The following is a 24,591-nucleotide window of genomic DNA, read 5'->3' as shown; positions in this document are numbered from 1 at the left end:
GGTTGTTTAAGTGTGAGAAACAGATATTGGTGAATGATAAACAGGTATAACGGCCGCGATGTCTTCACTATCCAGCTGATATACCTGTTGAATATGGGCAGGCGTCAGCACCGCTTCACGGGTACCTTGTGCCACCATCCGGCCTTTATGCAGCAACAGGACGTTATCGGCAAACTTCGCAGCGATATGCAGGTCGTGCAGCACCGCCACGATTACCAGGTCCTGCTGTTGCAGCAGTACTTTTAGCTGGCGCATGAACCGGAACTGGAAGTGTACGTCCAGGAAGGTGAGCGGCTCGTCCAGCAGCAGGTAACGGCAGCCATGGAGCGGGCTTTCCCATATCTGGGCCAGCACACGCGCAAAATGTACCCGCTGCTTTTCCCCGCCGGACAGACTGAGATAGTCGCGCTCCGCCAGGTCTTCCAGGTCAAACAGCGCCATCGCCTCCCTGCAGTAACGTTTATCCGTCAGCGTGGGCACGCCCTGGATATGCGGGTAGCGGCCCATCAGCACCACTTCCCTTACTTTCAGCGGGAAGGCCAGCTCCTGCTGCTGCGACAGCGCCGCCCTGACAGCGGCCAGCTCTTTCACGGAGAAATCGGTGACCGGCCTGTTACCGTACATGACAGTGCCCGACGCCGGCGCCAGCTGTCCCGCCGCAATCCGCAGCAACGTGGATTTGCCGGCGCCGTTAGGCCCCATGACGATGTGCATCCTGCCAGGGCCCCATTGTACGCTGATGTCTTCCAGCAATACGTTGTTGTGTTTTATACAGGTAATACCAGATAAGGCAAGCATCAGAAATAATATTTTTTCTTCTTCAGTAAAAAAATAAACACAGGCACACCGGCCAGGGAAGTAACAATGCCTATCGGCAGCTCCGCAGGCCGCAGCAGCAGCCTGGCCGCAATGTCCGCAGCTGTCAGCAATATGGCGCCGGTGAGCGCGCCGGCAGCCACCAGGTAACGGTTGTCTGCTCCCTTCCAGATACGCAGCAAATGCGGCACCACCAGCCCCACAAAACTGATCACTCCCGTAAAAGCCGTTACCACCGCTATCATGATCACATTGATAACCATCACTTCCATCTTCAACCGCTTTACGCCAACACCCGACAACTGCGCTTCCTCCTCTCCCAGCATCAACAGATTGAGCCTGGCCGCGCAGGCCATGGCCCGCCAACAGCACAGCGTCACCACAATAGCGGTGATGACCACTGATTCCCAATTGGCGCCGGATAAAGTGCCGAGGTTCCAGAAAGTAATAGAGCGCGCCTGCGGGTCCCGCGCGATGTACGACAAAAAGCCGGTGCCGCTGAGGAACAAGGCATTGACAGCTATGCCCATCAGCAACAACGTAACAATGCCTGTTTTACCGTTTTCCCTGCTGCCTGACAAACCCAGCACCATAAAAGTGGCCAGCATAGCGCCGGCGCAGGCTGCCAACGGCAACATCCAAACGCCGGCATGAAAGTGGAAAGTTGCGCCTGCGACAAAATATAGCGCGGCGCCAAAGGCGGCCCCGCTGGAAGTGCCTATCAGGCCCGGTTCTATGATGGGATTCCTGAACAGCGCCTGCAACAGCACGCCGCCTACCGCCAGCGCGGCGCCGGCAAATAAACAGAACAGCACGCGGGGCAACCGTATTTCCAGGAAAACCCGCTCATGAAGCGTATAGTCACTGCCGTTATAAAACAGTTTTCCCGCAGCACCGGCGATCTCCCTGATATGGATATCTATGGCGCCCAGACAAGCCGACAGCAGGACAGCGGCCACCAGCAGCGCCGTTAACCAGGGGAATACGCCTTTATTCGGACTGTTTTGCATGTATCAGTTTTTGCAGTGTCAGCACATTGGCGCCGGTACGCGGCCCCAGGTATATCAGGTCATGTTCTTCTACCCGGTAAATGCGGTTATCACGCGCGGCTTTAGTGCCGGCCACACCGGGCAGTTCCTTGATCTTTCCGATAGAACCCAGCCTGTCGTAACCGAAATCCGTCAGCAGTATCACATCAGGGTCTGCTTGTGCTATCAGTTCCGCTGAAACCTGTTGCATGCCTTTATTGCCTCCGATAGGAATGACCCCGCCGGCCCATGCTACCATCTTCGCTGCCGTACTCTTCTCCGTCACAGCGAGATAAATATTCATGGCGCGGCCAAAGTGGATGATCACCACATGGGGCGTATCCGTATAGCGTTTACCGTTAGCCAACGCTTCGCTCATCTGGGCGTCCAGTATGCGGCAAAGACTGTCAGCCTGGCGTTCTCTCCCAAAGTAACGGCCCAGTTCCCGGATCATGCCTTTATCCTGTTCTATCGTAAACACACTATCAGCAAACGTTTTCATCGGTATCTTCATCTTCTCCAGCTGCTGCATTACCTGTTCGGGCCCTACGTTATTGTCATGGACCACCAGCGTAGGTTCCTGCGAGATAATGCCTTCCGCGCTCAAAGCCCGGTGGTAGCCCACTGTAGGCAGCGCTTTAATGGCCGGCGGATAGGTACTGGAAAGATCTACCGCCACCAGGTCTTTTTCTGCGCCCAGCGCATAGATCACTTCGTTGTACTGCTTGGCAAGGCAAACAATACGTTTACTTCCGGCATGCTGGTCCTTGTTGCCAAACCGGCCACAGGAACATGTCAGCAGCAGCATGGCCGGCAACAGGTATTTATTTCTCATGGTGATACTTTAGGGGATGACTAACTTTTCAGAATTTATAGGACAGATTAAAACCGCCGTACCACACGGCTTTATAGGGCCCGGGAAGATAAATATTAGGCGGCGCTGCGCTGTAGTTGGCATTCAGGAACACCATCGTGTAATACCTGCTGCCTGTCATGTTGTTACCGCCGGCAAATACATCGAGGCTGAAATGTTTCCCGAGATCACGCCGATAACCTGCCTTAGCCTGCAACAGCGTATAGGCATCGGCGTAATGTGCATTGTCGTATGTAATAGGCATACGGTCGATATACTGCCAGGTGGTATTCAGATAAACACCCCATACTGACACGAGGTCCACACCGGCATTAAACAGATGCGGCGATACGCCGGAAACTTTGTTGCCGCTGTAGTCCACCGTCTTGGCGTTGTTGTTGTTATCACTTTTAAACTGCCTGTAGGTAAAGCTGGAATAGGTATAACTTACAAATGGCCTTACCAGCGAAAATACCTGCGGATGTTTTGGTTGCAGCGCATAGGCGATATCCGTTTCGATGCCCAGGTTTTGCTGCGCGCCGGCATTGGTGCTCATGGTATATAGCACGGTACCGGTGTTGCCCTCCGTGACAGCCTGTGAGGTGAGCTTGTCTTTGATCTCCATATCAAACACCGCCACCTGGAACGACAGCCGCTTCCCCAGCAGACTGCCTTTAGCCCCTGCCTCATACTGTACCCCCTTCTCAGGGCGCAGGGCTGTATTCACCGCGCCAATCTGCGGGATCACTACCTGCCCGGACACCGGCGGCGAGTATCCTTTGCTCACGCCGGCGTATACCGACACTGTTTCATTCACGGCTTTCAGCACGCTCACCTGCGGTGTCAGTACGGGCGTAAACGTTTTATGGCCCGACTGGTCCTTGTGCGTGGGATTGGCCGTATTGGTCAACCGGTCGGTAATGCTGTATTCGATGTAGTTATTGCTGACGCCGGCCGTAACAAGGAAACCCTGTGGCAGCTTCAGTTCCCATTGCGTAAAGAGACTGTACTGCATGGCAGACACCTCCAGGTCACCGGTGGGTGGCCCTTGTACAGCATTGGCGAGCGCATACCCCTTTTTGAAGGAATTTGTTTTCTGGTATTCAGCGCCCAGGGTACCATTCAGCGTGACGGTCTTTCCCGTAAAGCTCAACCCAAAAGCTGTGCGTGCGCCCACATTCTGGGCGATGTTGGACGTCAGTCCGGCTGCAAAAGCCTGCGACTGTTTGTAGCCGCTGAAATAAGCACTGGTGATATTGTTGACATGCGGGGAGAAGGTGTACTGATGAGAAAGCCCTGCTCGGTATGTTTCAAAGGCAACGTATCCTTTATTCTTCAGATAGGGTATTTCACCGGTGTCTTTACGCTGTGCAAACTGGCTGCTGTCCAGCTGTCCGGCCAACTGGTCATTGGAATTGTTATAGGCCGCATATACGGAGAAGGTTTGTTTTTCGTTACTGTGAAAATCCCCGATGAAAGACACATAGTCTTTTTTGGAGGCGCTGTTGATACGGTAACTATCATAATTCTGATGACCGTAATTCAGCATAACGGACGATTGTTCGTCGGCATATTCGAGGCGGGTATTGGTCCTGAAAAGTCCATAGCTTCCAGCCGTCGCTTCCTGTGAAATACGTGTGCCATATACTGACGGCTTCAGCGTGTACATCCTGAGCACCCCGCCGATGCCGCTGCCATAGAGGCTGGAAGCCGGCCCTTTGATCACTTCCATGCGGCCGAGGATAGAAAAGTCTATATCATCGAGAATGGTGGTCCCTTCCCCATCCGTCACCGGAATACCGTTCAGGTAGGCCTTATAGCCGGTGCCATTGAAGTTGGTACCATTACCATAACCGCGTATGGTGATGCGTTGTCCGCCGGCCATTGTCCTTTTCTCCATCCGTACCCCGGGGATCAGGTTGAGCGTATATTCCGGGGAGATACCGTCATTACGCTGCAGGTCTTTCCGTCCCAGCACCGCCACCGACTGCGGCTGCAACAAATTACTGCGGGGCTTCGCCGCGTTGACGGAAACCTCACTGAGATTATAGGACGTGGCTGCAAGACCTATCAGCATCAGCGGGCCATTGCCTTTTACGCGTATGGTCTGCGGCTCATAACCGGAAGCCATCACCAGCAACCGGTCGTAATGCTCGCCGATACTGAATTCTCCGGCGACATCGGTTGTTGTTAATAGTTGGTCGCCTGCATAGATACCGGCACTTTTTACGGGAGACAGCGTGTAGAGATCATAGACCCTTCCTTTGAAAGACTGTTGGGCATAGGTATGTAGCATGCATAGCCATGCCACCGCCAACAAGGACATTTTTTTCATTGTTTATCAGATGTTTGGTTGAAATATAATGCTCGTCAATATTATCTATGGGCCAACGTCGGCAGGTTCAATGTCACAATGGGATCAGGTTCACAGGAGCGGTCAGATTTTTCAATGTCAGCTTGGATGTTCACTTAAATCAGGATAGCCATTCGTTACTAAAGCTAGTGAAAATTTATCATGATGCGGAATTTTTTTTCAGTTCGATTTTATGCGGGCAATAATGCATATCAAAGCCAATATCCTTGTATCCGGGGATAGATAGGTTGCTGTCCTTCCCTTATCTTTGCACGATGTACCCGAAAAAAAAGTTTCTGAAGTTTGCTGTTCGGTATAGCTTCCTGACATGCTTAATCATGGCCAGCCACCTGTTGCAGGCACAAGATGCCTCCGATACGCTGGAGGTATATAAGATCACATTTGCCGCAACCGGTAAGCCGGCCAGCAGTAAGACGCCTTCCCCTTCCATGACCGTCTGCTATCATCCTGACTACCTGTCCGCCACGCAAACCTATGCGAACCGGAAAGCTACCAGCTGGCTTATCTGGCACCACAAAAAGATGTTGCTGCAAATTGACGGTAAACAGGGGCTTCCCTTAAACTACGGGATGCAACTAAAAACCAATGTATATCTCCCGGAAGAAACGATCGACAGTACGGCAACCCCGGAGACAAACAACTCCGCTGACAACGGCGACTGGGACAATGCCAACGAATATAACGGCCCCGGATATGGGAAAATAGATTTCACAGCAGATACGATGACCATTGCAGGATACGGATGCAGGAAAGCCGTCATCAACTATTATTATCCCCCTCAATGCACCAATGGCCTTATCAGCAGTGTAACGGTATGGTATACACCTGATCTGCCCGCGTTTTACCTGCCTCCTTTTACTTACCTGCAAAAGATACCCGGTGCCATGCTGATGATTCGTATTACGATGGCAGACGGTACAAAAGACGGATACAAGGCAACTGGTATCATAAAGGAACAGCAGCCTGTTTCTTTCTTCAGGCCGGCAAAAGATATTCAGGTCCTGTATCCGCCGCGGCTTAAGTAATAGCTGGTTGATGACGGTGAATATTTACCAGCGCCGCATGCGCCCCGCAGTGAGTATCGTTATTTTCATCGTTCACCATTAAACCTGTAGTCCGCATGAAAAAAATGCTTTTGTTTGTATCCCTCGTTGTGATAAGCGCCTTCACAACGACTGGCTCCTCTTTTGGCACCAATAACGACGCCAATCACGGCCAGGCAGCTGCCAGACTGACAACTACCTACTATCCCAGCAACTGGAAAGGTGTGGCCATTGATCCGGCAGATGCCAGCTATATGTATGCTTATACATACCTGATCAATTATTCCGCGGGGACCGCCACGCTCATGAGCGGCCCTAACTACTCCATGCTGGCCCTCACTGCTTCCTGCCGGAACGAATGGCTCAATTCCAACATTAACCCTTCCTGTGTGTCCGGTTGCAGAACGTGGTCTTACTATTACAGCGCAGCCCCTTCCTTCACCTCCAGGTACAATTACCTGGTGTTTGGATGCTCTGATGTGATCGATTTTAAATAATGCCGGCCGGCAGCATACATTCATTGTGCGCTGCCGGTTTTGACTTTTCCCGTGAAAATAAAATGTAACGATATTACGCCCCAACATTTGCGCAACGATCTCCCGCCATCATGTGACACCTGTTTACCGTTCCTAAAAAAATAATTCTTCCTTGCAAATTTCTGAATAGAAACACTATATTTGTTTATGTTCATACATATGAACTTGTTGGATAGCAAGGATGAGCAAAAATAGCATCGATCAAAATCAAAATAGCATAACTATGCCCGCCATCGGGCATTACCACGTTCCTATAGCACGGGGAGATGGAGATTCATGTCAATAAGTGAACAATAATATTCCGAAAACCAGATTATGTTCCAACGTTATGTAAAGGCCGCCGCCTGTATCCTTACCATTTTTACGGCCTGCCATCATCAGGATGCGCAGGACCAGCCGTCTGATAAAATGCCAGATATAGTGGACTACAACTTCCACGTCCGGCCCATTCTGTCCGACAAATGTTTTGCCTGTCACGGCCCGGATGCCAATAAACGCGAAGCCGGCCTGCGCCTCGACATTGCCGACAGCGCCTACAAAGCGCTGAAAGACGATCCCGGCGCACATGCACTGGTGCCGGGCAACCCGATGGCATCGGCAGTATACCAGCGCATCAGCAGCACCGATACGGCCATGCGCATGCCGCCGCCATCCAGCAACATGACACTCAGCAGCTTTGAAGTGAAGCTGATTGAGAAATGGATCAAACAAGGCGCTCAATACAAACCGCACTGGGCCTTCGTTACGCCTGTCACCCCGGCACTGCCGCAGGTAAAAGACCGCACATGGCCGCACAATGAGATCGACTTCTTCACGCTCGCTCAGATGACGGAAAAAGGACTGGCACCTAACCCGGTGGCAGATCATGAACGGCTGCTGAAACGCCTCAGCCTCGACCTCACCGGTCTCCCTCCCACCATAGCACAGATGGACCGCTTCGCCAAAGACACCAGCGACAAAGGCTATGAACGAATGGTGGATGAACTGCTGCAGGACAGCGCCTACGGAGAGAAAATGGCCGTTCACTGGATGGACGTGGCCCGCTATGCAGACTCCCACGGTTACCAGGACGATAACTACCGCAGCATGTGGCCGTGGCGCGACTGGGTGATACACGCTTTCAACACCAACCTCTCCTATAAGGATTTTGTGACCTGGCAACTAGCCGGAGATATGATCCCCGACGCCACCCGCGAACAACTGCTGGCGTCAGGCTTCAACCGCAATCATAAAATCACGGAAGAAGGTGGCGTAATAGACGAAGAATATCGCGTGGAATACGTGACCGACCGTACCAATACCTTCGGTAAAAGCCTGCTGGGCATCACACTTGAATGCGCCCACTGCCACGATCATAAATATGATCCCTTTTCACAGAAAGAATATTACCAGGTCTTCGCCTTCTTCAACAATGTAAAGGAAGTCGGCCTCGAATCAACGGTGGGCGGCCCGGAGACCTACGCCAAAAAGCCTTACATGGAGATCACCAAAGAAGACCTCCGGGGCGTGCTGCGGTTTCTCAACAAACAGGATACGGCGAAGCTTATCGTATCAGTGATGGGAGAAAGAGATACAGCAAGAAAAACATTCATACTGGGCCGGGGCAACTATGACAATCCCACTGCGGAAGTAACCCCAGCCACGCCCAAAGCGATATTGCCATTTAATACCAACAGTTACCCGGGCAACAGGCTGGGCCTCGCCAAGTGGCTGTTTGATCCTAAAAACCCGCTCACCGCCCGCGTTTTTGTAAACCAGGTATGGCAGGATATTTTTGGCAGAGGCATTGTAAAAAGCACCGGCGATTTCGGCATGCAGGGCGACCTGCCCAGCAACCCCGCGCTGCTCGACTGGCTGGCGACGGATTTTCAGCAACATGGCTGGAACATCAAAAGGCTGGTGAAACAACTGGTGATGTCATCCACTTACCGTCAATCTGCTGTGATCTCCCGGGAGAAGCTAAAGGCCGATCCGGAGAACATATACCTCTCAAGGGGACCACGTTTCCGGCTGCCGGCAGAAACAGTACGCGATCTCGTATTGCAAAGCAGCGGCCTCCTCGTCCATGAAGTAGGAGGTCCCAGCGTAAAACCCTATCAGCCCAAAGGACTGTGGGAAATGGCCACCTCCGGCCGCGGACAGCTCTCCACCTATCGCCAGGACCACGGTGCAAGCCTCTACCGCCGCGGATTGTACACTTTCATCAAAAGAACAGTCCCGCCGCCTTCGATGATGATCTTCGATGCCAGCAACCGCGACCAGTGCGAAGTAAAACGGTCTGCCACCAACACACCGCTGCAGGCGCTCATGATGCTCAACGACCCTACCGTGCTGGAAGCCTCCAGGGTACTGGCCTCCCGTCTGCTGCAACAAAACAACGGCATACCGCAGCATATACAGCAGGCCTTCCGCCTGATCGTCTGCCGCACGCCACAGGCACACGAAACCGCCACCCTGCTGCAATACTACGAACAACAACAGGCATACTATAAAAAACAACCGGCCAACGCCGCCAAACTGCTGCACCATGGAGAATATCCGATGACAGCAAATCTTGACCAGGCCTCCTGGGCTGCCATGATGCAGGTGATCACCACCATTTATAACCTGGAAGAAACGCTGTCCAAAACATAAACCGGCAAAGGTCCATCTGCCTCAACATCATTCCCGATAAAAAACAACACGATGAAAAACGAATTCCTGGAGCACCACCTGAATATGAACCGCCGGAAATTCCTGTCACGGCTTAGTTTGGGCATCGGCAGCGTAGCACTTGGCTCCCTGCTGATACCCGACCTTTTCGGTAAAAGCAGTAGCCATGAAGCACCTTTCATACCAGGTATGCCTCACTTTGCACCCAAAGCCAAAAGGATCATCTACCTGTTCCAGAACGGCGCCCCTTCCCAGCTGGAGAGCTTCGACTATAAACCCAAACTGCGTGAGATGATGGGACAGGAACTGCCGCCATCCATACGCATGGGGCAAAGGCTCACCGGCATGACCGCCGGACAGTCGTCCTTTCCCCTGGTAGGGTCCCACTATGATTTCAAACAATATGGGGAAGCCCGCGCATGGGTGAGCGACCTCTTTCCGCATACCGCACAGATCGTAGATGATATTTGTATCGTGCGGTCCATGTTTACCGAAGCGATCAACCATGATCCGGCACTCACCTTTTTCCAGACAGGCGCACAACAGGGAAACCGTGCCAGCTTTGGCTCCTGGATGAGCTACGGCCTCGGCAGCGAAAACAAAAACCTTCCCGCCTTCTGTGTACTGTTGTCACGCGGTAAGGGCAACGGCCAGGGCGTATACTCCAAACTGTGGTCCAACGGGTTCCTCGACAGTATTCACCAGGGTGTACAGTTCAGCAGCGGTGATAACCCGGTATTGTACCTCAACAATCCCGAAGGTATCGATATGGGCAACCGCCGCCAGATGCTTGACCAGCTGGCCGCCCTTAACGACCAGTCCTATAAGGATTTTGGCGATCCGGAAATCAACACCAAGATCCAACAGTACGAGATGGCCTACCGCATGCAGACGGCCGTACCGGAACTGACCGATCTCTCTAAAGAATCAGACGACATCATCAAACTATACGGGCCCGAATGCCTCGTCCCCGGCACCTTTGCGGCCAACTGCCTTTTGGCGCGCAAACTCTCGGAAAGCGGCGTACGCTTCGTGCAACTATATCACCAGGGCTGGGACCAGCATGGCAACCTGCCCAATGAAATGGCCGGCCAGGCAAAAGATGTGGACCGCGCTTCCGCCGCATTGATCACCGATCTCAAACAACGCGGACTGCTCGATGAAACGCTCGTCATATGGGGCGGCGAATTTGGCAGAACAAACTACTGCCAGGGTAAAATGACGGCCGATAACTACGGCCGCGACCATCACCCGCGCTGCTTCTCCATCTGGATGGCCGGCGGCGGCGTAAAGCCAGGCATCGTCTATGGCGAAACAGACGAGTTCGGGTACAATATCATCAAAGACCCGGTGCATGTGCACGATTTCCACGCCACCGTTTTACACCTGATGGGGCTGGACCACGAAAAACTCACCTTCAAACACCAGGGCCGCCGCTACCGGCTCACCGACGTAGCAGGAAAAGTTATACCAGGGCTCATGGCCTGATAAAAAATACGATTCATGGAGAGAAGAAAATTCATACAAGCATCAGCGTTAGTTACCGCATCATTTTACATTTCCCGCGACCTCTTCGCCCGTCCCAAAGGGCCGGTATACGGCCATCAGGATATGCGCTATACCCTCGATACCCGCTGGGGCACGCTCGACAGCAGCCGGCATCCTGTAAAGGACTGCCATGAGATGGTGCAGGACAAAAAAGGCCGTATCATCCTCCTTACCAACGAAACAAAAAACAACATCCTCGTCTACAATAAATCCGGCAAACTGCTGGAATATTGGGGACACGAGTTTCCCGGTGCGCACGGCCTTACCCTGGCCCATGAAAACGGCACCGAATACCTGTTCATCACCGACACGGAAAAACACCAGGTATATAAAACCACCATGGACGGCAAAATCGTGATGACCATCGACTATCCCGCGGAAACAGGCTTCTATAAGAAGAAAGAGGAATTTGTGCCTACAGAAACCACCGTCACTGACGAAGGAGACATCTATATAGCAGACGGATACGGCGCGCAATACATCATGCATTACGACCGTCAGGGCAAACTGCTGCATACTTTCGGCGGCCGCGGCGAAGGCGACGCTCATCTGGACAACGCCCACGGCATCTGCATCGACCGCCGCCAGGGTACGCCCACCCTGCTGGTGACAGACCGCACCCGCAACTGTTTCAAGCGTTTCACGATGAGCGGACAGCTGCTGGAAGTGATATCCCTTCCCGGCGCCTGTGTATGCCGCCCGGTGATCAAAGGCGACCATCTCTACGCAGCAGTATTGCGTTCTCCCGATATGAATGCCAGCGGCAGCGGCTTCGTCACCATCCTGGACAAAAACAACAAAGTGGTGTCCAACATTGGCGGCACCGCCCCTGTCTATAACGATCAGCAGCTACAACCCATGCAGCAGGCGGAGAAACTGTTCGTTCACCCGCACGACGTATGCGTGGACAACGATGAAAACGTTTATGTAGCACAATGGGCCTCCGGCAAAGTGTACCCATATAAACTCAGGAGGGTATAATGACGTGGAACCGTATCCGCTGGCAATACGCCGGCAGCCAGCTTTTATTTGCCGCTAATATTTTTGCACTGGTATTGTTCATCGCCGGCAGCGGCGCCATTATACCTGCATGGTTGCAGGTAGTGGGCCGCATGCACCCCCTGGTGCTGCATTTCCCGATCGTATTGCTGCTGCTGGGCTCCCTGCTGCTGTTTGTGCAGCTGCGCGAACCGGAGGCCAACCGCTGGAAAACGCAGTTCACCGCCTGGCTGTTGCTGGCAGCAGCGCTCAGTACAGCCGTCACCGTTATCATGGGACTGCTGCTTGCCCGGGAAGAAGGTTATGCCGACGGTAATATCCAGTGGCACAAATGGGGCGGAATGGCCGTATTATGGACCGCATCTTCATTATACTGGCTGAGAGAGGCTTCCAGACCGTGGTTGCCGAAAACGGGAGCACTGGTAACGGCAGTCCTGTTATTGGTGACAGGCCATTGGGGCGCTGACATCACCCATGGCAATAACTTTGTGCTGGCGCCTGTTACACCGCACAACACGCCCGTGCCATTGGAGAAAGCGCTGGTGTATGAACATCTGGTGAAACCCGTTCTGGAAGAAAAATGTATGAGCTGCCACAACGCAGGGAAAACGAAAGGCGGCCTGTCGATGGAGCTTCCGCAACAGCTGCTGGCCGGCGGAAAAAGCGGCAAATTGTTCATTCCCGGCAATCCCGCCATCAGTTTGATAATGCAGAGATTACACCTTCCGGTGGATGACAAAAAACATATGCCTCCGGCCGGCAAACCACCACTCACCGAAGAAGAAGTGGCACTGCTTTACTACTGGATCAAAGGCGGCGCGGACTTCAAAACGCCGGTGGCATCACTGCCGGCGCGTGACAGCCTGCGGCTGCTGGCCGCTGCCCGCCTGCAACCCGCGGCTGCCAAAGAGCCGGTATATGATTTCTCTCCAGCAGATGATAAGCTGGTGCAACAACTGAACAACAACTACCGCGTCGTATATCCGGTGGCGTTACATGCCGCCCCGCTGGTGGCGAACTGGTACAACAAAGACAAGTTCAATATTGCTTCCGTTAAAGAGCTGCAGCCGGTAAAAGAACAGCTGACAGAAATGCACTTGCAGAAGATGCCGGTACAGGATGCCGACCTTGACGTACTGGCGCAGTTTAAACAGCTGCGGGTGCTCAATCTCAGCTTCACCAATATCACCGGGCAAACACTGGCCACCCTCGCCAAATTGCCGCATCTGCAAAGCCTCTCTGTATCAGGCACGCCGGTCACACTTCAACAGCTCACCACCCTGAAAGCCGCACCTGCCCTGCAAACACTGTACGTATGGAACACCGGTCTTTCCCATGCTGATATTCAGCAGGCACAAAAAATACTGCGGCAGGTCACCGTGGTGGAAGGCTTTACGAATGACAAAGGAGAACAACTGAAGCTGAACCAGCCAACCATACTCAACACAGCGGCCGTTTTCAGGAGCAGCATACAACTGAAACTGCAACACCCTGTGAAAGGCGTGGAAATACGGTATACCCTGGACGGTAGCGCCCCTGACAGCCTGCATTCACCGGTTTTCAAAGACAGCCTCCTGATCACCGGCAACACTACCGTGCGTGCCATTGCCTGTAAACAGGGATGGTATGCCAGTGATCCGGTACAGCTCCAGCTGGTCAAAACCACCTATATACCGGACAGCGTTACACTGGTCAACCAGCCGGAAGGGTCTTATCTCGCCAGCGGCGGCAGCACCCTGACAGACGGTCAAAAAGGCGGAACGGACTATAACAATGGTAAATGGCTCGGCTATACGAAAAATGTACTGGAAGCGGTGGTGCGGTTTCCGCAGCCGGTGCCGCTTAAATCGGTGAGCATCGGCATGCTGCGCAATGTGGGTTCTTATATCTTCCCGCCTCGCCAGGTTGAGATATGGGGTGGCGTTCATCCGCAGCAGCTCAAATTGTTGAAGAAAATCAGTCCGCCCGCAGGCAAAAAAGACGACCCTGTTGCCGCGATGGACATTGATTGTGCTTTCCCGGTGACACAGGCGTCCTACATAAAGATCATCATGACACCGGCCATCCTCCCGTCCTGGCATCCCGGCAAAGGGAAACATGCCTGGGTGTTTACGGATGAGCTGCTGTTCAACTAAATAAAACCAATTGATATATCTGCCGGTGATGACATGTCACCGGCTTTTTTATGGGTAGATTTATTCGCCCCACCAATCCGGCATAGGCACCTGTTTCAGTTCTTTATAGCTTTTGGTGATCAGGTTATTCAGCGCTTCGGCCCCTTTTCCTGCTTCCAGGATATAACCGTCGTTCAGGGTATATATCGTCCCTTCTTCATTGATGGCAAGGCAGGTGGCCGTGTTCTCTCTTCCTATCAGGGTAAGCATCTTACAACCGATGGCCCGGGGATAGTCTTCCACTATCAGGTCTTTCTCATACAACCTGGCTTTAGATAATGACCATGCTATATCAAAACTGACAAACATGTCTGCCCCCAGGCTGTTGGTATAGTTCAGGTCCAGACCCTCGAACTCTGTCAGAAAAGCCTCTACCTTGTCAAATATGAGGTACCCTGCATTCTCCAGCAAATGGATGCTTTTCTGGATAGAAACGGTTCTTCCTTCGTACCAGCCGGCTTTCTGCAACACCGCTTTAGCGGCCCCTGAAATCATGCTCATAAAAATATTATTTCATTTCGTCCCTTCGGATTTAGATTCGGTCGTGTTGATCTTTCAAAATTATATCAGCCCCCTGAATAAATTTACGATAAACCGATATCACATTTTTTTAATGATTTTCATTCCGATATTTCCAATCTGCCGTTCCGGGACCAGCGGTCATATTTCATTCATTTTTCCCTAAAAATTCCTACCTTAGAATAAGTATCGAGCCCCGTCCCTCCGCTTACCAGTCGTTGCCCCCGGCTTTTTTTTATTATTTATAATTTTAGAAACCATTTTTATGAAAAAGATTCCCCTTTTCGTATTGATTGCTTTTCTGGCAGCCTGTACCTCCAGCCCCAACCAATCCAAAACAGCAGCAGACACCACCTCCGGGCCCGGACCTGCCAAACAGGAAAACATGGCTTACCCCTACACGGCAAGCTATTCTTCGGATTTTGAGATGGGTGATGCAAAAAACGCACAAACACTGCTCACCGTTTACCAAAACTGGGACAACAACACCCTTGACAGCGCCAAACGTTTTTTCGCGGAAAATGACACCATGTTTTTCTCCGACGGTATTATGTTTGCCGGCAACAGGGACAGCCTCTTCGTGCTCGCTAAAAAGAAAAGAGAACCGATGGGCAACGTGGTTGATTCCATCCACGCCTGGATACCGCTCAGAAGCAAGGATAAAAAGGAAGAATGGGTGGTGATATGGACCCGCGAAATAGCTACCGACGCCCATGGGAAAAAGACAGCGAAAGAACTGCAGGAAACCTGGCGGTTTGATAAAAACGGAAAAATCAACCTGATGTACCAGTATGAACAGGCCCCTCCTAAAATGATGCCGCCGGCGGCGAAAAAATAATCACAAAAAATAACGGGGCTGGCCTTTTTAAAAAGGCCAGCCCCGTTCATATTATGGTAGCAGGTTTTGCATAGAAACGCAAATCCCAAACTATAATGTAATAAACTCCCCTTTCTCCTTAACAGCCTGGTTGCCCCATGCTGTAATCGCTTCCAAAACAGGGACCAGCGTTTTCCCAAAGTCCGTCAGGCTGTAAACAACTTTGATGGGAGGCTTTTTACCCTGCACCTTCCTCGCCACCAGGCCGTCCTTCTCCAGCTGTTTTAACTGCAGGCTCAATGTCATCTCTGTAACGGAAGGCATTTCTTTGCGAAGCTCATTATATCTTTTAGGCCCATCTTTTAAATGGTACAGGATCACTGCTTTCCATTTCCCTCCCACCAGGTCCATGGTCAAACTTACCGTGCAGGGATAAAGTTTACCATTCATTTTTATGTGATCACCAATACATTCTGTCTTCATGTGGTTATTTTTTGCACCTATCTGTTTTGATAGTTATTGCAAATGTACCCCACTAAAAATAGTTTTGCAACTATAATAATTATAGTTCAAAAACTTCCAGATATGACTGACCATTTAACAACAGACAGTAAAGGCGTACAGCGAGACAAACCGCTTGTTACGATCGTAGGTATTTTGGGCAAACAGGGGCTCAGTGCGGCACGCACGCTGCTGGCCTCCGGCAAATACCGGGTACGAGGCATTACCCGCCGCACCGATTCGCCGGAAGCGCTCTCCCTGGCCGCCCGGGGTGTAGAGCTGGTGAGCATACCGCTGGACCTAGGCCACAAAAAAGATTTTGTGAAAGCATTCCGGGGCGCTGATGCTGCATTTCTGATGACGCCCAACATTACCCCGCCGTCCACCCATGAGTTCGAACTGGGCAAGGAGCTGGCCGATGCAGCGATGGAAGCGCAGGTCCCACATATCATATTCAGCGCCCTGGAAAACGTCGATGAACGAACGAAAGGGGAAAAATTCGCCCCGCATTTTACGGACAAGGGTAAAATTGAAGCATACATCCGAACCCTGCCCATCAAAAGCACGTTTATCTCCATGGCGTTTTTTTATACGAATTTGATAGAATTCTATACGCCTGTCTTACGGGGCGATACCCTGGTATTCCCGGTCTATCTGCCTGAAGACTTTCGAGCGCCGTTTGTTGACCCGCTTACTGCGACCGGCCCTGCCGTATTGGAAATCCTTACCCATCCGGATCAGTATGCGGGACAATCCCTGCCCGTCATCGGCGACATCATCTCTCCGCAGGAAATGGTGGACACCTTTGTCAGGGTAACCGGTAAAAAAGCGGTTTATAGTTCAGCCTATACACGGGAGGAACTCCTTGGCCACTTTCCGGCATTCGGCGCCAACGAGACTTTGGTACGGGAACTCCTGGGCATGGTGGAATACGCGGTGGAATATGGATACTTCCGGGAAGACCGCGACCTGGGCTGGAGCCGGAAAATAAACCCTGCAACGCTGACCTGGGAACAGTTTCTGCGGAGCACCGGATGGCAGGGAGAAAAAGTAAATCTCTCCTGACATAGGGTTGTCAAACCCGGGTCCTACCTTTGTTATAACAATCACCCGTAAACTATTCTACGATGGAAACACTGGATGGAAGACAAGCAGTATATGCCCGCACCAGAAGGGAATGGCGGAAATGGCTGGAGAAAAACTGTCAGGCGGAACCCGGGGTATGGCTTATCCAATATCATAAAAAAAGTAAAGTCCCCTGCATCTCCCTAATCGAGGCGACGGAAGAAGCGTTATGCTTTGGATGGATAGACAGCAAAGCTAAAAAGCGTGACGAGGAAAGTTTCTATCTCACATTCACCCCGCGCAAAGCGAAAAGCAAATGGAGCAAACCCAATATAGAACGTGCGCAACGCATGATCGCCACCGGGCAGATGACCGTGCACGGACAGGAAAAGATCGATCTGGCAAAACGTACCGGGATGTGGACAGAAGAATAAGATAAGACAAAGAAAACAGGGCGGGTTGTCAGAAAAGCTGTTTGTGCATTACCTTTGCGACGGTATAAACAACAGATATGAGTCAATTTCCGCATATTAACCTGCCATTAAAGAACAAACTGACCTTCACCGCTAACCCGGTAAACGTAGTGCCATTACCGAATGGCGAAGTGCTGATGAACTTTGCGAGCCAGCCGCTGATCACAAAACTCAACGCTGACCTTGAAATTGTCTGGGAAAAAATCATGCAGGGGCAGAACACCAATTATGTCAGCAGCAAGCTGTCCGCCTCTGCTGATGGCCGCCTCATTGCTATTGCCGGCATGACTGACGTGCGTATTCTTGACGCTGAAGGCACTACTGTGTTACATACCGTGGAACATAGCTCCTGGGGCTGGTTCCTGGGTGCTGCCTGTTATTTTTCCAGCGATAATAAAACCATCTGGTACGTGCTGCCCGGCGGGGAAAATGAAACAGATACGCTGCAGGTGATGGATGTGGCCACTTTTGAAGTAATAGCCGCTCACCCGCTGCTCGAAAGCCATCGTTATGCCTATGCATTTCATGCCACACCCGACAAAAACACCATCCTGCTGGAAGCTGCCGCCGGCCAGGAAGAATCGGTCCTGATGCAGCTCCAATGGGACAACGGCGTCGTTTCCCTGACAACGCTCCCTGCATGTGATAATATGATCATGGGCAACTTTGCCCCTTCCGGGAAAGAGTTTGTCATGGCCCCGCATTATGATGAACCGCTGGAAATATACGCCTTCCCTGCCATGACCAAAGTAGCGGAACAGGACCAGCCGGCTATTTTCGACGGCAGCAAGGACTTCCCCGCCGCTGAACCGGACAATATCAACTACACGGTGTTTTTTGTGGATGACCACAACATCCTGGTCATCTCCCAGTTTGGAAGATTGTTATTACTGGACAGAAAAAATTTACGCTGTAAAGCCGAGGTAATGCCGGAAGGCATCGAATTCACAGCATATGACCTGGATGGCAATCCCACTGCCAACCCCGATTACATCTATGACTACAGTAGCAATATCATCAACGTGATGATGGTGCATAACAAGTTGCTGCTAACAACCGGTGACGGCCAGCTGCGCGGATACGACCTGCCGTTATGATAAAACACGTGTATTTCATATCACAGGCCCATATTGCGGGACAATATGGGCCTGTCCATCCCTGATCAATTCATTCCTATCCCCCTTCCATAGCAGGATAGTCAGTGTATCCGACATGGTCACCTCCGCCATATAGCCGGCGGCTGTCCACTATTTCATTCAAGCCGGCTCCACGCTGAAGCCTTTCCGGAAGGTCAGGATTAGAAACAAAATAACGTCCAAAGCCCACGAGGTCTGCGTGTCTGCTTTCAATGAGCGCCACTGCTTTTTCAGCCGTTTTATTACCGGTGGCAATGATCGTATTCTTAAAGGCCTTCCGTAGATCTTTTCTGAACCCGTCTGACAATTCCGTTCCGTCCGGCCAGTCGGCTTCTGCAAGATGAACGTAGGCGATGTTTAGTTTGTTTAGCTGTTCTGCTACCAGCAGTGTGGTTTCCAGTATTTCCGGGTCTTCGGTGTCTTTATAAACTACGTAGGGAGATAACCGTACCCCTACCTTTTGTTGACCGATGGCATCCGCAATACCTTTAGCTGTCTCCACCAGCAACCTAGTACGGTTTTCCATGCTGCCGCCATATTGATCTGTTCGTTTGTTCAGCGTACTTCTCAAAAACTGATCGAAGATATAGCCATTGGCCCCATGTATTTCGACGCCATCAAAGCCCGCTTCCATGGCCTTTATTGCGCCTTGTACAAACGCCTGCTGAAGCCATGTTATTTCCATCGCTTCCATGGCACGGGGAGTATCCACCGGCACAAATGTGATCAGTCCATCCGGCCGCCCGTCATAGATATATACTTTATTATCCTCTGAAGGGACGATAGTAGATGGCGCAACCGGCTGCAGGCCGTTTACCAGGTAAGACGACATTCTTCCCGTATGCCAGAGCTGTAAAAAAATCACGCCCCCTTCGTGGTGAACGGCGTCAGCAGTTTTTCTCCATCCGGCCACTTGTTCATTGGTGATGATACCAGGCGTCCTGGCATATCCTTTCCCTTCCAGACTGACATAGGTGGCCTCGGTAATAATTATACCCGCAGACGCCCGCTGACGATAGTATTCCGCCATTAATTCATTGGGGATGTCTCCGGGCTGGGATGTCCGGCTCCTGGTCATAGGCGCCATCAGTAACCTGTTTTTTAAACTGACGCCACCCAGGTTGTGTGGGGTGAATAAAGCAGGATATGCCATAACAATAGGGTTTCTTCAATTCTTAAAGCTACTGCCGGTCGCAGCATATATTATCGCAGTGTTAGCGCTGTTAATTTAACGGCCTTAAATTATCTGCAAAAAATTTCGCAAATACAGATTAAACTTAATGACACCTGAGCAGTCTTATCAGCGTTGATTAAATAATCCTTAACCCACCATTTACCGCAAAGCTGTACCCAGGCCTTGTATAATGAAGAATATTAAAGTCCTTGCGATAGGAGGATGTCACGTTGTTGGCTATGGCCTATCGGATCAAAAAGATAATTTCATAGATGTTATGATTTCCACCGTTAACTCTAAGGAAGTCTCATTTGAAAAAAAAACACAAGGTCATGTTACACTGAAAAATTTCATAGAGACGACCAATAATATTCATGAATTTGCTCCCGACATCTTGTTAGTACAGTTGGGAAATTATGAATTCTCTTTCAGTATCAAACAGGAACTATCCCGTTCCCTGAAATTTAAAAAAAAGAAGAAAGTTGCCAGGAAATCCAGCAATGATAGCACAGCCTCTTCCAAAGCTGGAGTAGTATCCCAACCACAATATCTTAAACTGTTAGTTAAGTCCTGGTTTAAAATAGCTTTCGATACTTTCAGCTCCGTTACCAGAAAGAAAATGCAGGTGAGAAAAGCTGAGCTAAAACAACTTCTGGAGATATTAGATCAGTTGAATTACAATATTATCCTTCTGTCTCCTCTTCCCGTACTAGACAACTTCGTACAAAAAACAAGAAGCTCTGCCAACAAAATTTTAGAAAACTATAAATTCCGGAATAAGAAGATAAGGTACATAGACACACATACCCTGGTGCCACAAAAAAGGAGGTATTTCCAGGATGCAACGCACCTTAACAAAGAAGGGCATTCGCAAATAGCCAATAAGTTACAGTCTGTATTTAATGAACTATGTGAACTAAATCAATCACATACTGTTACTACATAAAAATTTGCGGGACAAAAGATTTTACTATGGAATTTCTCCTGTCTGCCTGTCAGGAGACTTCAGGATATATTATGCACTGCGCAAACAATCACTACCGGCACCAGTAACCACACCTGCAAAAGATACTACAATATGCCAGGGAAATACTGTAAAATTACGTTCACTACTGTAGCCGATTTTGCAGACTCTCAAAATCGGCTGACATGTCAATCGTTCCGGCGCAACAGGAAGCGTTAAGCAGATTGTCAGCGAATTAACCTCGCTTTTAAATTTATTTTTTGTTACTTTGCCACCGAAATAACCATAATCCATATACCCGACAGAACAAAAGTATTTTATCAATCATAAACCGTGAAAACCTATGCTTAGGAAATTCTACCTACTGTGTTGCTTGTCAATGCTGGCAATTGTTATTAATCCATCGACAATTTCTGCCCAGTTGCAATTACCCTTCTCAACAGTCCTGCTTCCATTCAACGATTGTTATGAGTGTAATGTTTTTAATCCGATGTGCCCGCAGCACACACAACTATGGTCACAGCTGTATCCCAACCTGACCGTCAAATCTACCCACGGTTCTCCCGACATTGAAATGCGGGATAACCTGGTGAACCTGCGGCTCTGGTATTATAAAAGTAAATCGGAAGGTTTTTTTGTGAAGTACGACTTTAAGCCTTATATCACTTACAGGATAAGGATAATGGCATCAAACCCCGGCTATTTTAGTGGTTCTGGTAACACACACACCAACCTTGCCGCGCTGTATGTGGCGCTGACTAATGGTTTACAGGCTTCTTCCACCACCAACTGCGATTTTGGTACCATCCCAACTCCTACAGGAGATAACATGCCACCACAACAGGTGCCTATTCCCGGTAATTTCCAGGAAATGGCTGTTAATGTAAGCGTGCCGGTTGGCAAAAGCTACAGTCAGCTGTTCATGTATGTAAACAGTGCCCAGCAAGATACCGGTGGCGTATTGATCCGCTCCGTTTTCATAGATGAATACAGGCATTTTGATTTTGGCCCGCTGAATATTACACTGGCATGTGGCGACGTAGCGCCACGTACTTTTACTATCAACAATCCGCTGAATATTTCCGGCATCACTTCCTATAAATGGGAAATTGGTCCAGGATGGCTATATAATGGTCAGCCTGCCCCCTCTGTGCTCAGCACCACTACCACCAGCATCCAGTTAAAACCGTCAGGTAATGCGGTGCCGGGGAATGTATCTGTTACGCCAATGCAGCAGGAAACCGGGTATGAAAAGTATACCTGTACTGTAAAACAGAACCCGCCAACACAGCCACAGTTTACAACTACCACCGGAACTGTTTGTAACCAGTCAGCCAATTTCGCGGTTGGGGCTGTAGCCGATGCCACGCACTACCTGTGGGAAGCAGAGAATGCGAATCTCCGCATTAACGGGGCGTCTTCACCCGCTTTGCTGCCCGCTGCAACCGGCAACGCCATTACATTAACAGATGTAAGCGCAACGTTCTACTCGTCTTGGGTGTCTGTAAAAAGTTACAACGCAGGGTGCGGCTATTCCCCAGCTACCACACAACTATTGAATGTAGGAGTACAGGAACCGGTCCCATACTACTCAGACGGGCTATCTATATCAACCGAAACGCCCATACTTTATGGCCAGGCAAACGTATGTTCCGGCAAGTTCAGAGTGGGATTAACTCCTACTCCGCTGGGATCTGTGACCTGGACAAAGATAGCTGGCACCTATCCATTTGCCGGCAGCACCGGCAACTTTGTAAACGGGAATATTGCTGTAAGTCAATGGATCACTTTCAGAGGAAGTTACCCAACGTCGTGCGGCACCAGGTATCAAGAATTTACTATATGGGGAGTTAAATGCAGCGGCGGTATTGATAAATCGATGATGAAAGCCGAACGCTTCAGCATTTATCCCAATCCTACTACCAGCTATATCTTACTCACCGACAATGCCAATCAGGACCAGAATGCCAACAAGGAGATTGCCTTGTACGACCTCAGCAATAATCTGGTACTGAAGATACAATCACATAACAGTCAGACTACCATCAACACAGCCAACCTGAAGCGCGGCAACTATTACCTGGAAGTGCGCACAGGAAATCAGAGAGAAGTAAAACAGCTGATCCTGAAATAATTTTGCTGCTGAAGAATGCTGCTTCTGTTTTAAATATTAAAAAAGCTGCCTCAAATTACCTTTGAGGCAGCTTTTTTAATTTGAGAAACAGGCATGTATTTAAGGTCTCAAAGGATAATAAATTTATCTTGAATTATATTGTGTATACTGAAAAGTAAATCAAAATTCATTCCCATGAATACCAATAACCTTTGGGACTATACGCCGTTGAAATCATATTTAAGTACACTCGCGACATTTGAAGAACAGGAATGGGAGTGGCTGAATGAATTGTTATGCATCAAACAATTTGACACAAAGGAATATTTTAACAGGGCAGGAAGCAGATGCAAAACAATTGGATTTATTTTAAAGGGCTGCTTTCGATGGGTTAAAAATCTGGATGGTATAGAGCGTACTTTTGATTTTGCCACAGAGAATGATTTTGTAACAGACTATATAAGTATTTTACTAAGGAAGCCGGGAGAAGTTGATATAGTTGCTGTTGAACCGACCACCATGATCTGTATTGATGCTGAAAATATGCTTAAGCTATTTGACAGATCATATTCATGGCAGAAAGCAGGAAGACACCTGGCAGAACAAACAGCGTGCTACTCGATGGAACGCCTGTTAGCTTCGTATTACGATACGCCTCAGGCCCGATATAAGCGTCTCATGCTTACTTCACCAGAATTATTTCTGCGAATACCTCATCATATTCTTGCCAATTTTCTGGGAATGACCAAAGAGACATTGAGCAGATTAAGAAATATAAATATCTAGGAGTTATTTGTTGATTCAGATCAACAATTTCACTTTGTCCGCTGTGTAAGTTTGAGAAATTTTAAGATGAAATGGAAAATAATTTCTACCTGAAGCAGCAAATGGATGCCATTTTCACAGCCCCGCATACCCCGGCAGGTTTAGATTTCCGAAGGACAGACATACCACTTCCCAAACCCAATCAGGCACTGGTAAAAGTAAAGGCCTTCACCGTCAATCAGGGTGAAACACGTACCGCCTTGTCAACAACAGAAAGTTATATCGTAGGGTGGGATTTTGCCGGTATTGTTGTGAAAGCTGCCGAAGATGGCAGTACTCCCAAAGAAGGTACCAGAGTGTTCGGCTATATAGCACAAGGGTCCTGGGCTGAATACCTTGTTGCTCCCGGAGGACTGATGGCTGAAATTCCGGAAGGCATTACAGACGCACAGGCGGCCTGCTTACCAATTGCCGGCCTCACAGCTCTTGACTGCCTGGATGCCAGTGGAGACATTCAAGGTTTACGCGTACTCATAACTGGTGCTGCAGGCGGAGTCGGACGTTTTGCCTGTCAGTTGGCAGCCAATGCCGGAGCAAAAGTATTTGCGGTAAGCAGACGTACCGAATTGGCCAATCTGTTGCAAAACCCATCTGGTATATTTAAAGATGCAGCTGAAGCCAAAGCGGCCGGTGAATATGATATAATCTGGGATTCCATAGGTGGTGATACCCTGGCCACAGCTCTAACGGCATTGTCCCGTAATGGCATTTGTATCAATTATGGTAACTCTGCCCGTGAGTTTAGTAACATAAACATACGTTCAGCAGGATGGCCATTACATCGCATAAAATGTATCTGGCTTGGAAGAGAACCACTATTTCCAAGTACTCCAATGCTGGAGCGTCTTGCAGCTATGGTAGAAAATGGAAGCCTGAATACACCTATCGACCTTGAACTTCCCTGGAAAAGTATATTCACTGCCGTTAATAAATTATTACAGCAGCAGGTGAATGGCAAAGTAGTCTTACACGTAGCGTAAC

At 50.0% G+C, this 24,591-nt stretch carries 21 protein-coding genes; 14 read left to right on the top strand and 7 right to left on the bottom strand.

The window, feature by feature from the left end:
- Nucleotides 1-6 precede the first annotated feature (6 nt).
- From HGH92_RS24850 to HGH92_RS24835, 4 genes are read right to left on the bottom strand one after another with little or no spacing between them, the layout of a single operon-like run.
- The gene (locus HGH92_RS24850) at nucleotides 7-798 is read right to left on the bottom strand and encodes a heme ABC transporter ATP-binding protein (protein ID WP_168873516.1); all 792 of its coding nucleotides are present in this window, start codon (nucleotides 796-798) and stop codon (nucleotides 7-9) included.
- Entirely contained in the window at nucleotides 798-1,826 is a 1,029-nt protein-coding gene (locus tag HGH92_RS24845; protein ID WP_168873515.1) for a FecCD family ABC transporter permease, read from the bottom strand. The genes HGH92_RS24850 and HGH92_RS24845 overlap by 1 nt, the downstream gene beginning before the upstream one ends.
- Complete coding sequence (locus HGH92_RS24840; RefSeq protein WP_168873514.1) at nucleotides 1,807-2,679, bottom strand: hemin ABC transporter substrate-binding protein; 873 nt, start codon at nucleotides 2,677-2,679, stop codon at nucleotides 1,807-1,809. Before HGH92_RS24840 ends, HGH92_RS24845 begins: the two co-directional genes overlap by 20 nt.
- Nucleotides 2,680-2,707: 28 nt before the next feature.
- Nucleotides 2,708-5,032: a TonB-dependent receptor gene (locus HGH92_RS24835; RefSeq protein WP_168873513.1), complete on the bottom strand. Its 2,325-nt coding sequence runs from the start codon at nucleotides 5,030-5,032 to the stop codon at nucleotides 2,708-2,710.
- Between the two features lie 356 nt (nucleotides 5,033-5,388).
- Here HGH92_RS24835 and HGH92_RS24830 point away from each other — a divergent pair, with 356 nt between their 5' ends.
- The 6 genes from HGH92_RS24830 (at nucleotide 5,389) to HGH92_RS24805 (ending at nucleotide 13,984) form a co-directional block, all read left to right on the top strand.
- Nucleotides 5,389-6,096, top strand: a complete 708-nt coding sequence (locus HGH92_RS24830; RefSeq protein ID WP_168873512.1) for a hypothetical protein — start codon at nucleotides 5,389-5,391, stop codon at nucleotides 6,094-6,096.
- A 95-nt stretch (nucleotides 6,097-6,191) separates the two neighbouring features.
- Nucleotides 6,192-6,611, top strand: a complete 420-nt coding sequence (locus HGH92_RS24825; RefSeq protein ID WP_168873511.1) for a hypothetical protein — start codon at nucleotides 6,192-6,194, stop codon at nucleotides 6,609-6,611.
- Between the two features lie 354 nt (nucleotides 6,612-6,965).
- Entirely contained in the window at nucleotides 6,966-9,284 is a 2,319-nt protein-coding gene (locus tag HGH92_RS24820; RefSeq protein ID WP_168873510.1) for a PSD1 and planctomycete cytochrome C domain-containing protein, read from the top strand.
- A gap of 51 nt (nucleotides 9,285-9,335) precedes the next feature.
- Nucleotides 9,336-10,790, top strand: coding sequence for a DUF1501 domain-containing protein (locus HGH92_RS24815; RefSeq protein ID WP_168873509.1), 1,455 nt, complete (start codon nucleotides 9,336-9,338; stop codon nucleotides 10,788-10,790).
- A 15-nt stretch (nucleotides 10,791-10,805) separates the two neighbouring features.
- Nucleotides 10,806-11,831, top strand: coding sequence for a 6-bladed beta-propeller (locus HGH92_RS24810; protein ID WP_168873508.1), 1,026 nt, complete (start codon nucleotides 10,806-10,808; stop codon nucleotides 11,829-11,831).
- On the top strand, nucleotides 11,831-13,984 hold the full coding sequence (locus tag HGH92_RS24805; RefSeq protein ID WP_168873507.1) for a chitobiase/beta-hexosaminidase C-terminal domain-containing protein: 2,154 nt from the start codon (nucleotides 11,831-11,833) through the stop codon (nucleotides 13,982-13,984). Before HGH92_RS24810 ends, HGH92_RS24805 begins: the two co-directional genes overlap by 1 nt.
- Nucleotides 13,985-14,044: 60 nt before the next feature.
- Here the strand turns inward: HGH92_RS24805 and HGH92_RS24800 are convergent, their stop codons facing one another.
- The gene (locus HGH92_RS24800; protein ID WP_168873506.1) at nucleotides 14,045-14,524 is read right to left on the bottom strand and encodes an SUKH-3 domain-containing protein; all 480 of its coding nucleotides are present in this window, start codon (nucleotides 14,522-14,524) and stop codon (nucleotides 14,045-14,047) included.
- 283 nt (nucleotides 14,525-14,807) lie between these two features.
- Between HGH92_RS24800 and HGH92_RS24795 the strand changes: the two genes are divergently transcribed.
- Nucleotides 14,808-15,380, top strand: a complete 573-nt coding sequence (locus HGH92_RS24795) for a hypothetical protein (protein ID WP_168873505.1) — start codon at nucleotides 14,808-14,810, stop codon at nucleotides 15,378-15,380.
- 90 nt (nucleotides 15,381-15,470) lie between these two features.
- On the opposite strand, the gene HGH92_RS24790 is transcribed toward HGH92_RS24795, so the two are convergent.
- A complete protein-coding gene (locus HGH92_RS24790; RefSeq protein ID WP_168873504.1) occupies nucleotides 15,471-15,842 on the bottom strand; it encodes a winged helix-turn-helix transcriptional regulator in 372 nt (123 codons plus the stop codon).
- 102 nt (nucleotides 15,843-15,944) lie between these two features.
- On the opposite strand from HGH92_RS24790, the gene HGH92_RS24785 reads away from it, so the two are divergent.
- The 3 genes from HGH92_RS24785 to HGH92_RS24775 all read left to right on the top strand — a co-directional run bounded on the left by HGH92_RS24785 (nucleotide 15,945) and on the right by HGH92_RS24775 (nucleotide 18,495).
- Complete coding sequence (locus tag HGH92_RS24785; RefSeq protein ID WP_168873503.1) at nucleotides 15,945-16,925, top strand: NmrA/HSCARG family protein; 981 nt, start codon at nucleotides 15,945-15,947, stop codon at nucleotides 16,923-16,925.
- A gap of 62 nt (nucleotides 16,926-16,987) precedes the next feature.
- Nucleotides 16,988-17,359: a YdeI/OmpD-associated family protein gene (locus HGH92_RS24780; protein ID WP_168873502.1), complete on the top strand. Its 372-nt coding sequence runs from the start codon at nucleotides 16,988-16,990 to the stop codon at nucleotides 17,357-17,359.
- Between the two features lie 77 nt (nucleotides 17,360-17,436).
- Nucleotides 17,437-18,495, top strand: a complete 1,059-nt coding sequence (locus HGH92_RS24775) for a hypothetical protein (RefSeq protein WP_168873501.1) — start codon at nucleotides 17,437-17,439, stop codon at nucleotides 18,493-18,495.
- Between the two features lie 76 nt (nucleotides 18,496-18,571).
- On the opposite strand, the gene HGH92_RS24770 is transcribed toward HGH92_RS24775, so the two are convergent.
- Complete coding sequence (locus HGH92_RS24770) at nucleotides 18,572-19,687, bottom strand: alkene reductase (protein WP_168873500.1); 1,116 nt, start codon at nucleotides 19,685-19,687, stop codon at nucleotides 18,572-18,574.
- A 211-nt stretch (nucleotides 19,688-19,898) separates the two neighbouring features.
- Here HGH92_RS24770 and HGH92_RS24765 point away from each other — a divergent pair, with 211 nt between their 5' ends.
- The 4 genes from HGH92_RS24765 to HGH92_RS24750 all read left to right on the top strand — a co-directional run bounded on the left by HGH92_RS24765 (nucleotide 19,899) and on the right by HGH92_RS24750 (nucleotide 24,590).
- A complete protein-coding gene (locus HGH92_RS24765) occupies nucleotides 19,899-20,654 on the top strand; it encodes an SGNH/GDSL hydrolase family protein (RefSeq protein WP_168873499.1) in 756 nt (251 codons plus the stop codon).
- A gap of 508 nt (nucleotides 20,655-21,162) precedes the next feature.
- On the top strand, nucleotides 21,163-22,806 hold the full coding sequence (locus HGH92_RS24760) for a T9SS type A sorting domain-containing protein (protein ID WP_168873498.1): 1,644 nt from the start codon (nucleotides 21,163-21,165) through the stop codon (nucleotides 22,804-22,806).
- Nucleotides 22,807-22,980: 174 nt separating this feature from the next.
- On the top strand, nucleotides 22,981-23,571 hold the full coding sequence (locus tag HGH92_RS24755) for a Crp/Fnr family transcriptional regulator (protein WP_168873497.1): 591 nt from the start codon (nucleotides 22,981-22,983) through the stop codon (nucleotides 23,569-23,571).
- A 71-nt stretch (nucleotides 23,572-23,642) separates the two neighbouring features.
- Nucleotides 23,643-24,590, top strand: coding sequence for a zinc-binding dehydrogenase (locus HGH92_RS24750; RefSeq protein ID WP_168873496.1), 948 nt, complete (start codon nucleotides 23,643-23,645; stop codon nucleotides 24,588-24,590).
- The last annotated feature ends 1 nt before the right edge of the window (nucleotide 24,591 follow it).

The organism is Chitinophaga varians (assembly GCF_012641275.1).
Taxonomy (GTDB): domain Bacteria; phylum Bacteroidota; class Bacteroidia; order Chitinophagales; family Chitinophagaceae; genus Chitinophaga; species Chitinophaga varians_A.
Note: the sequence above shows the minus strand (reverse complement) of the source record. Positions and strands in the feature narration are given on the sequence as shown.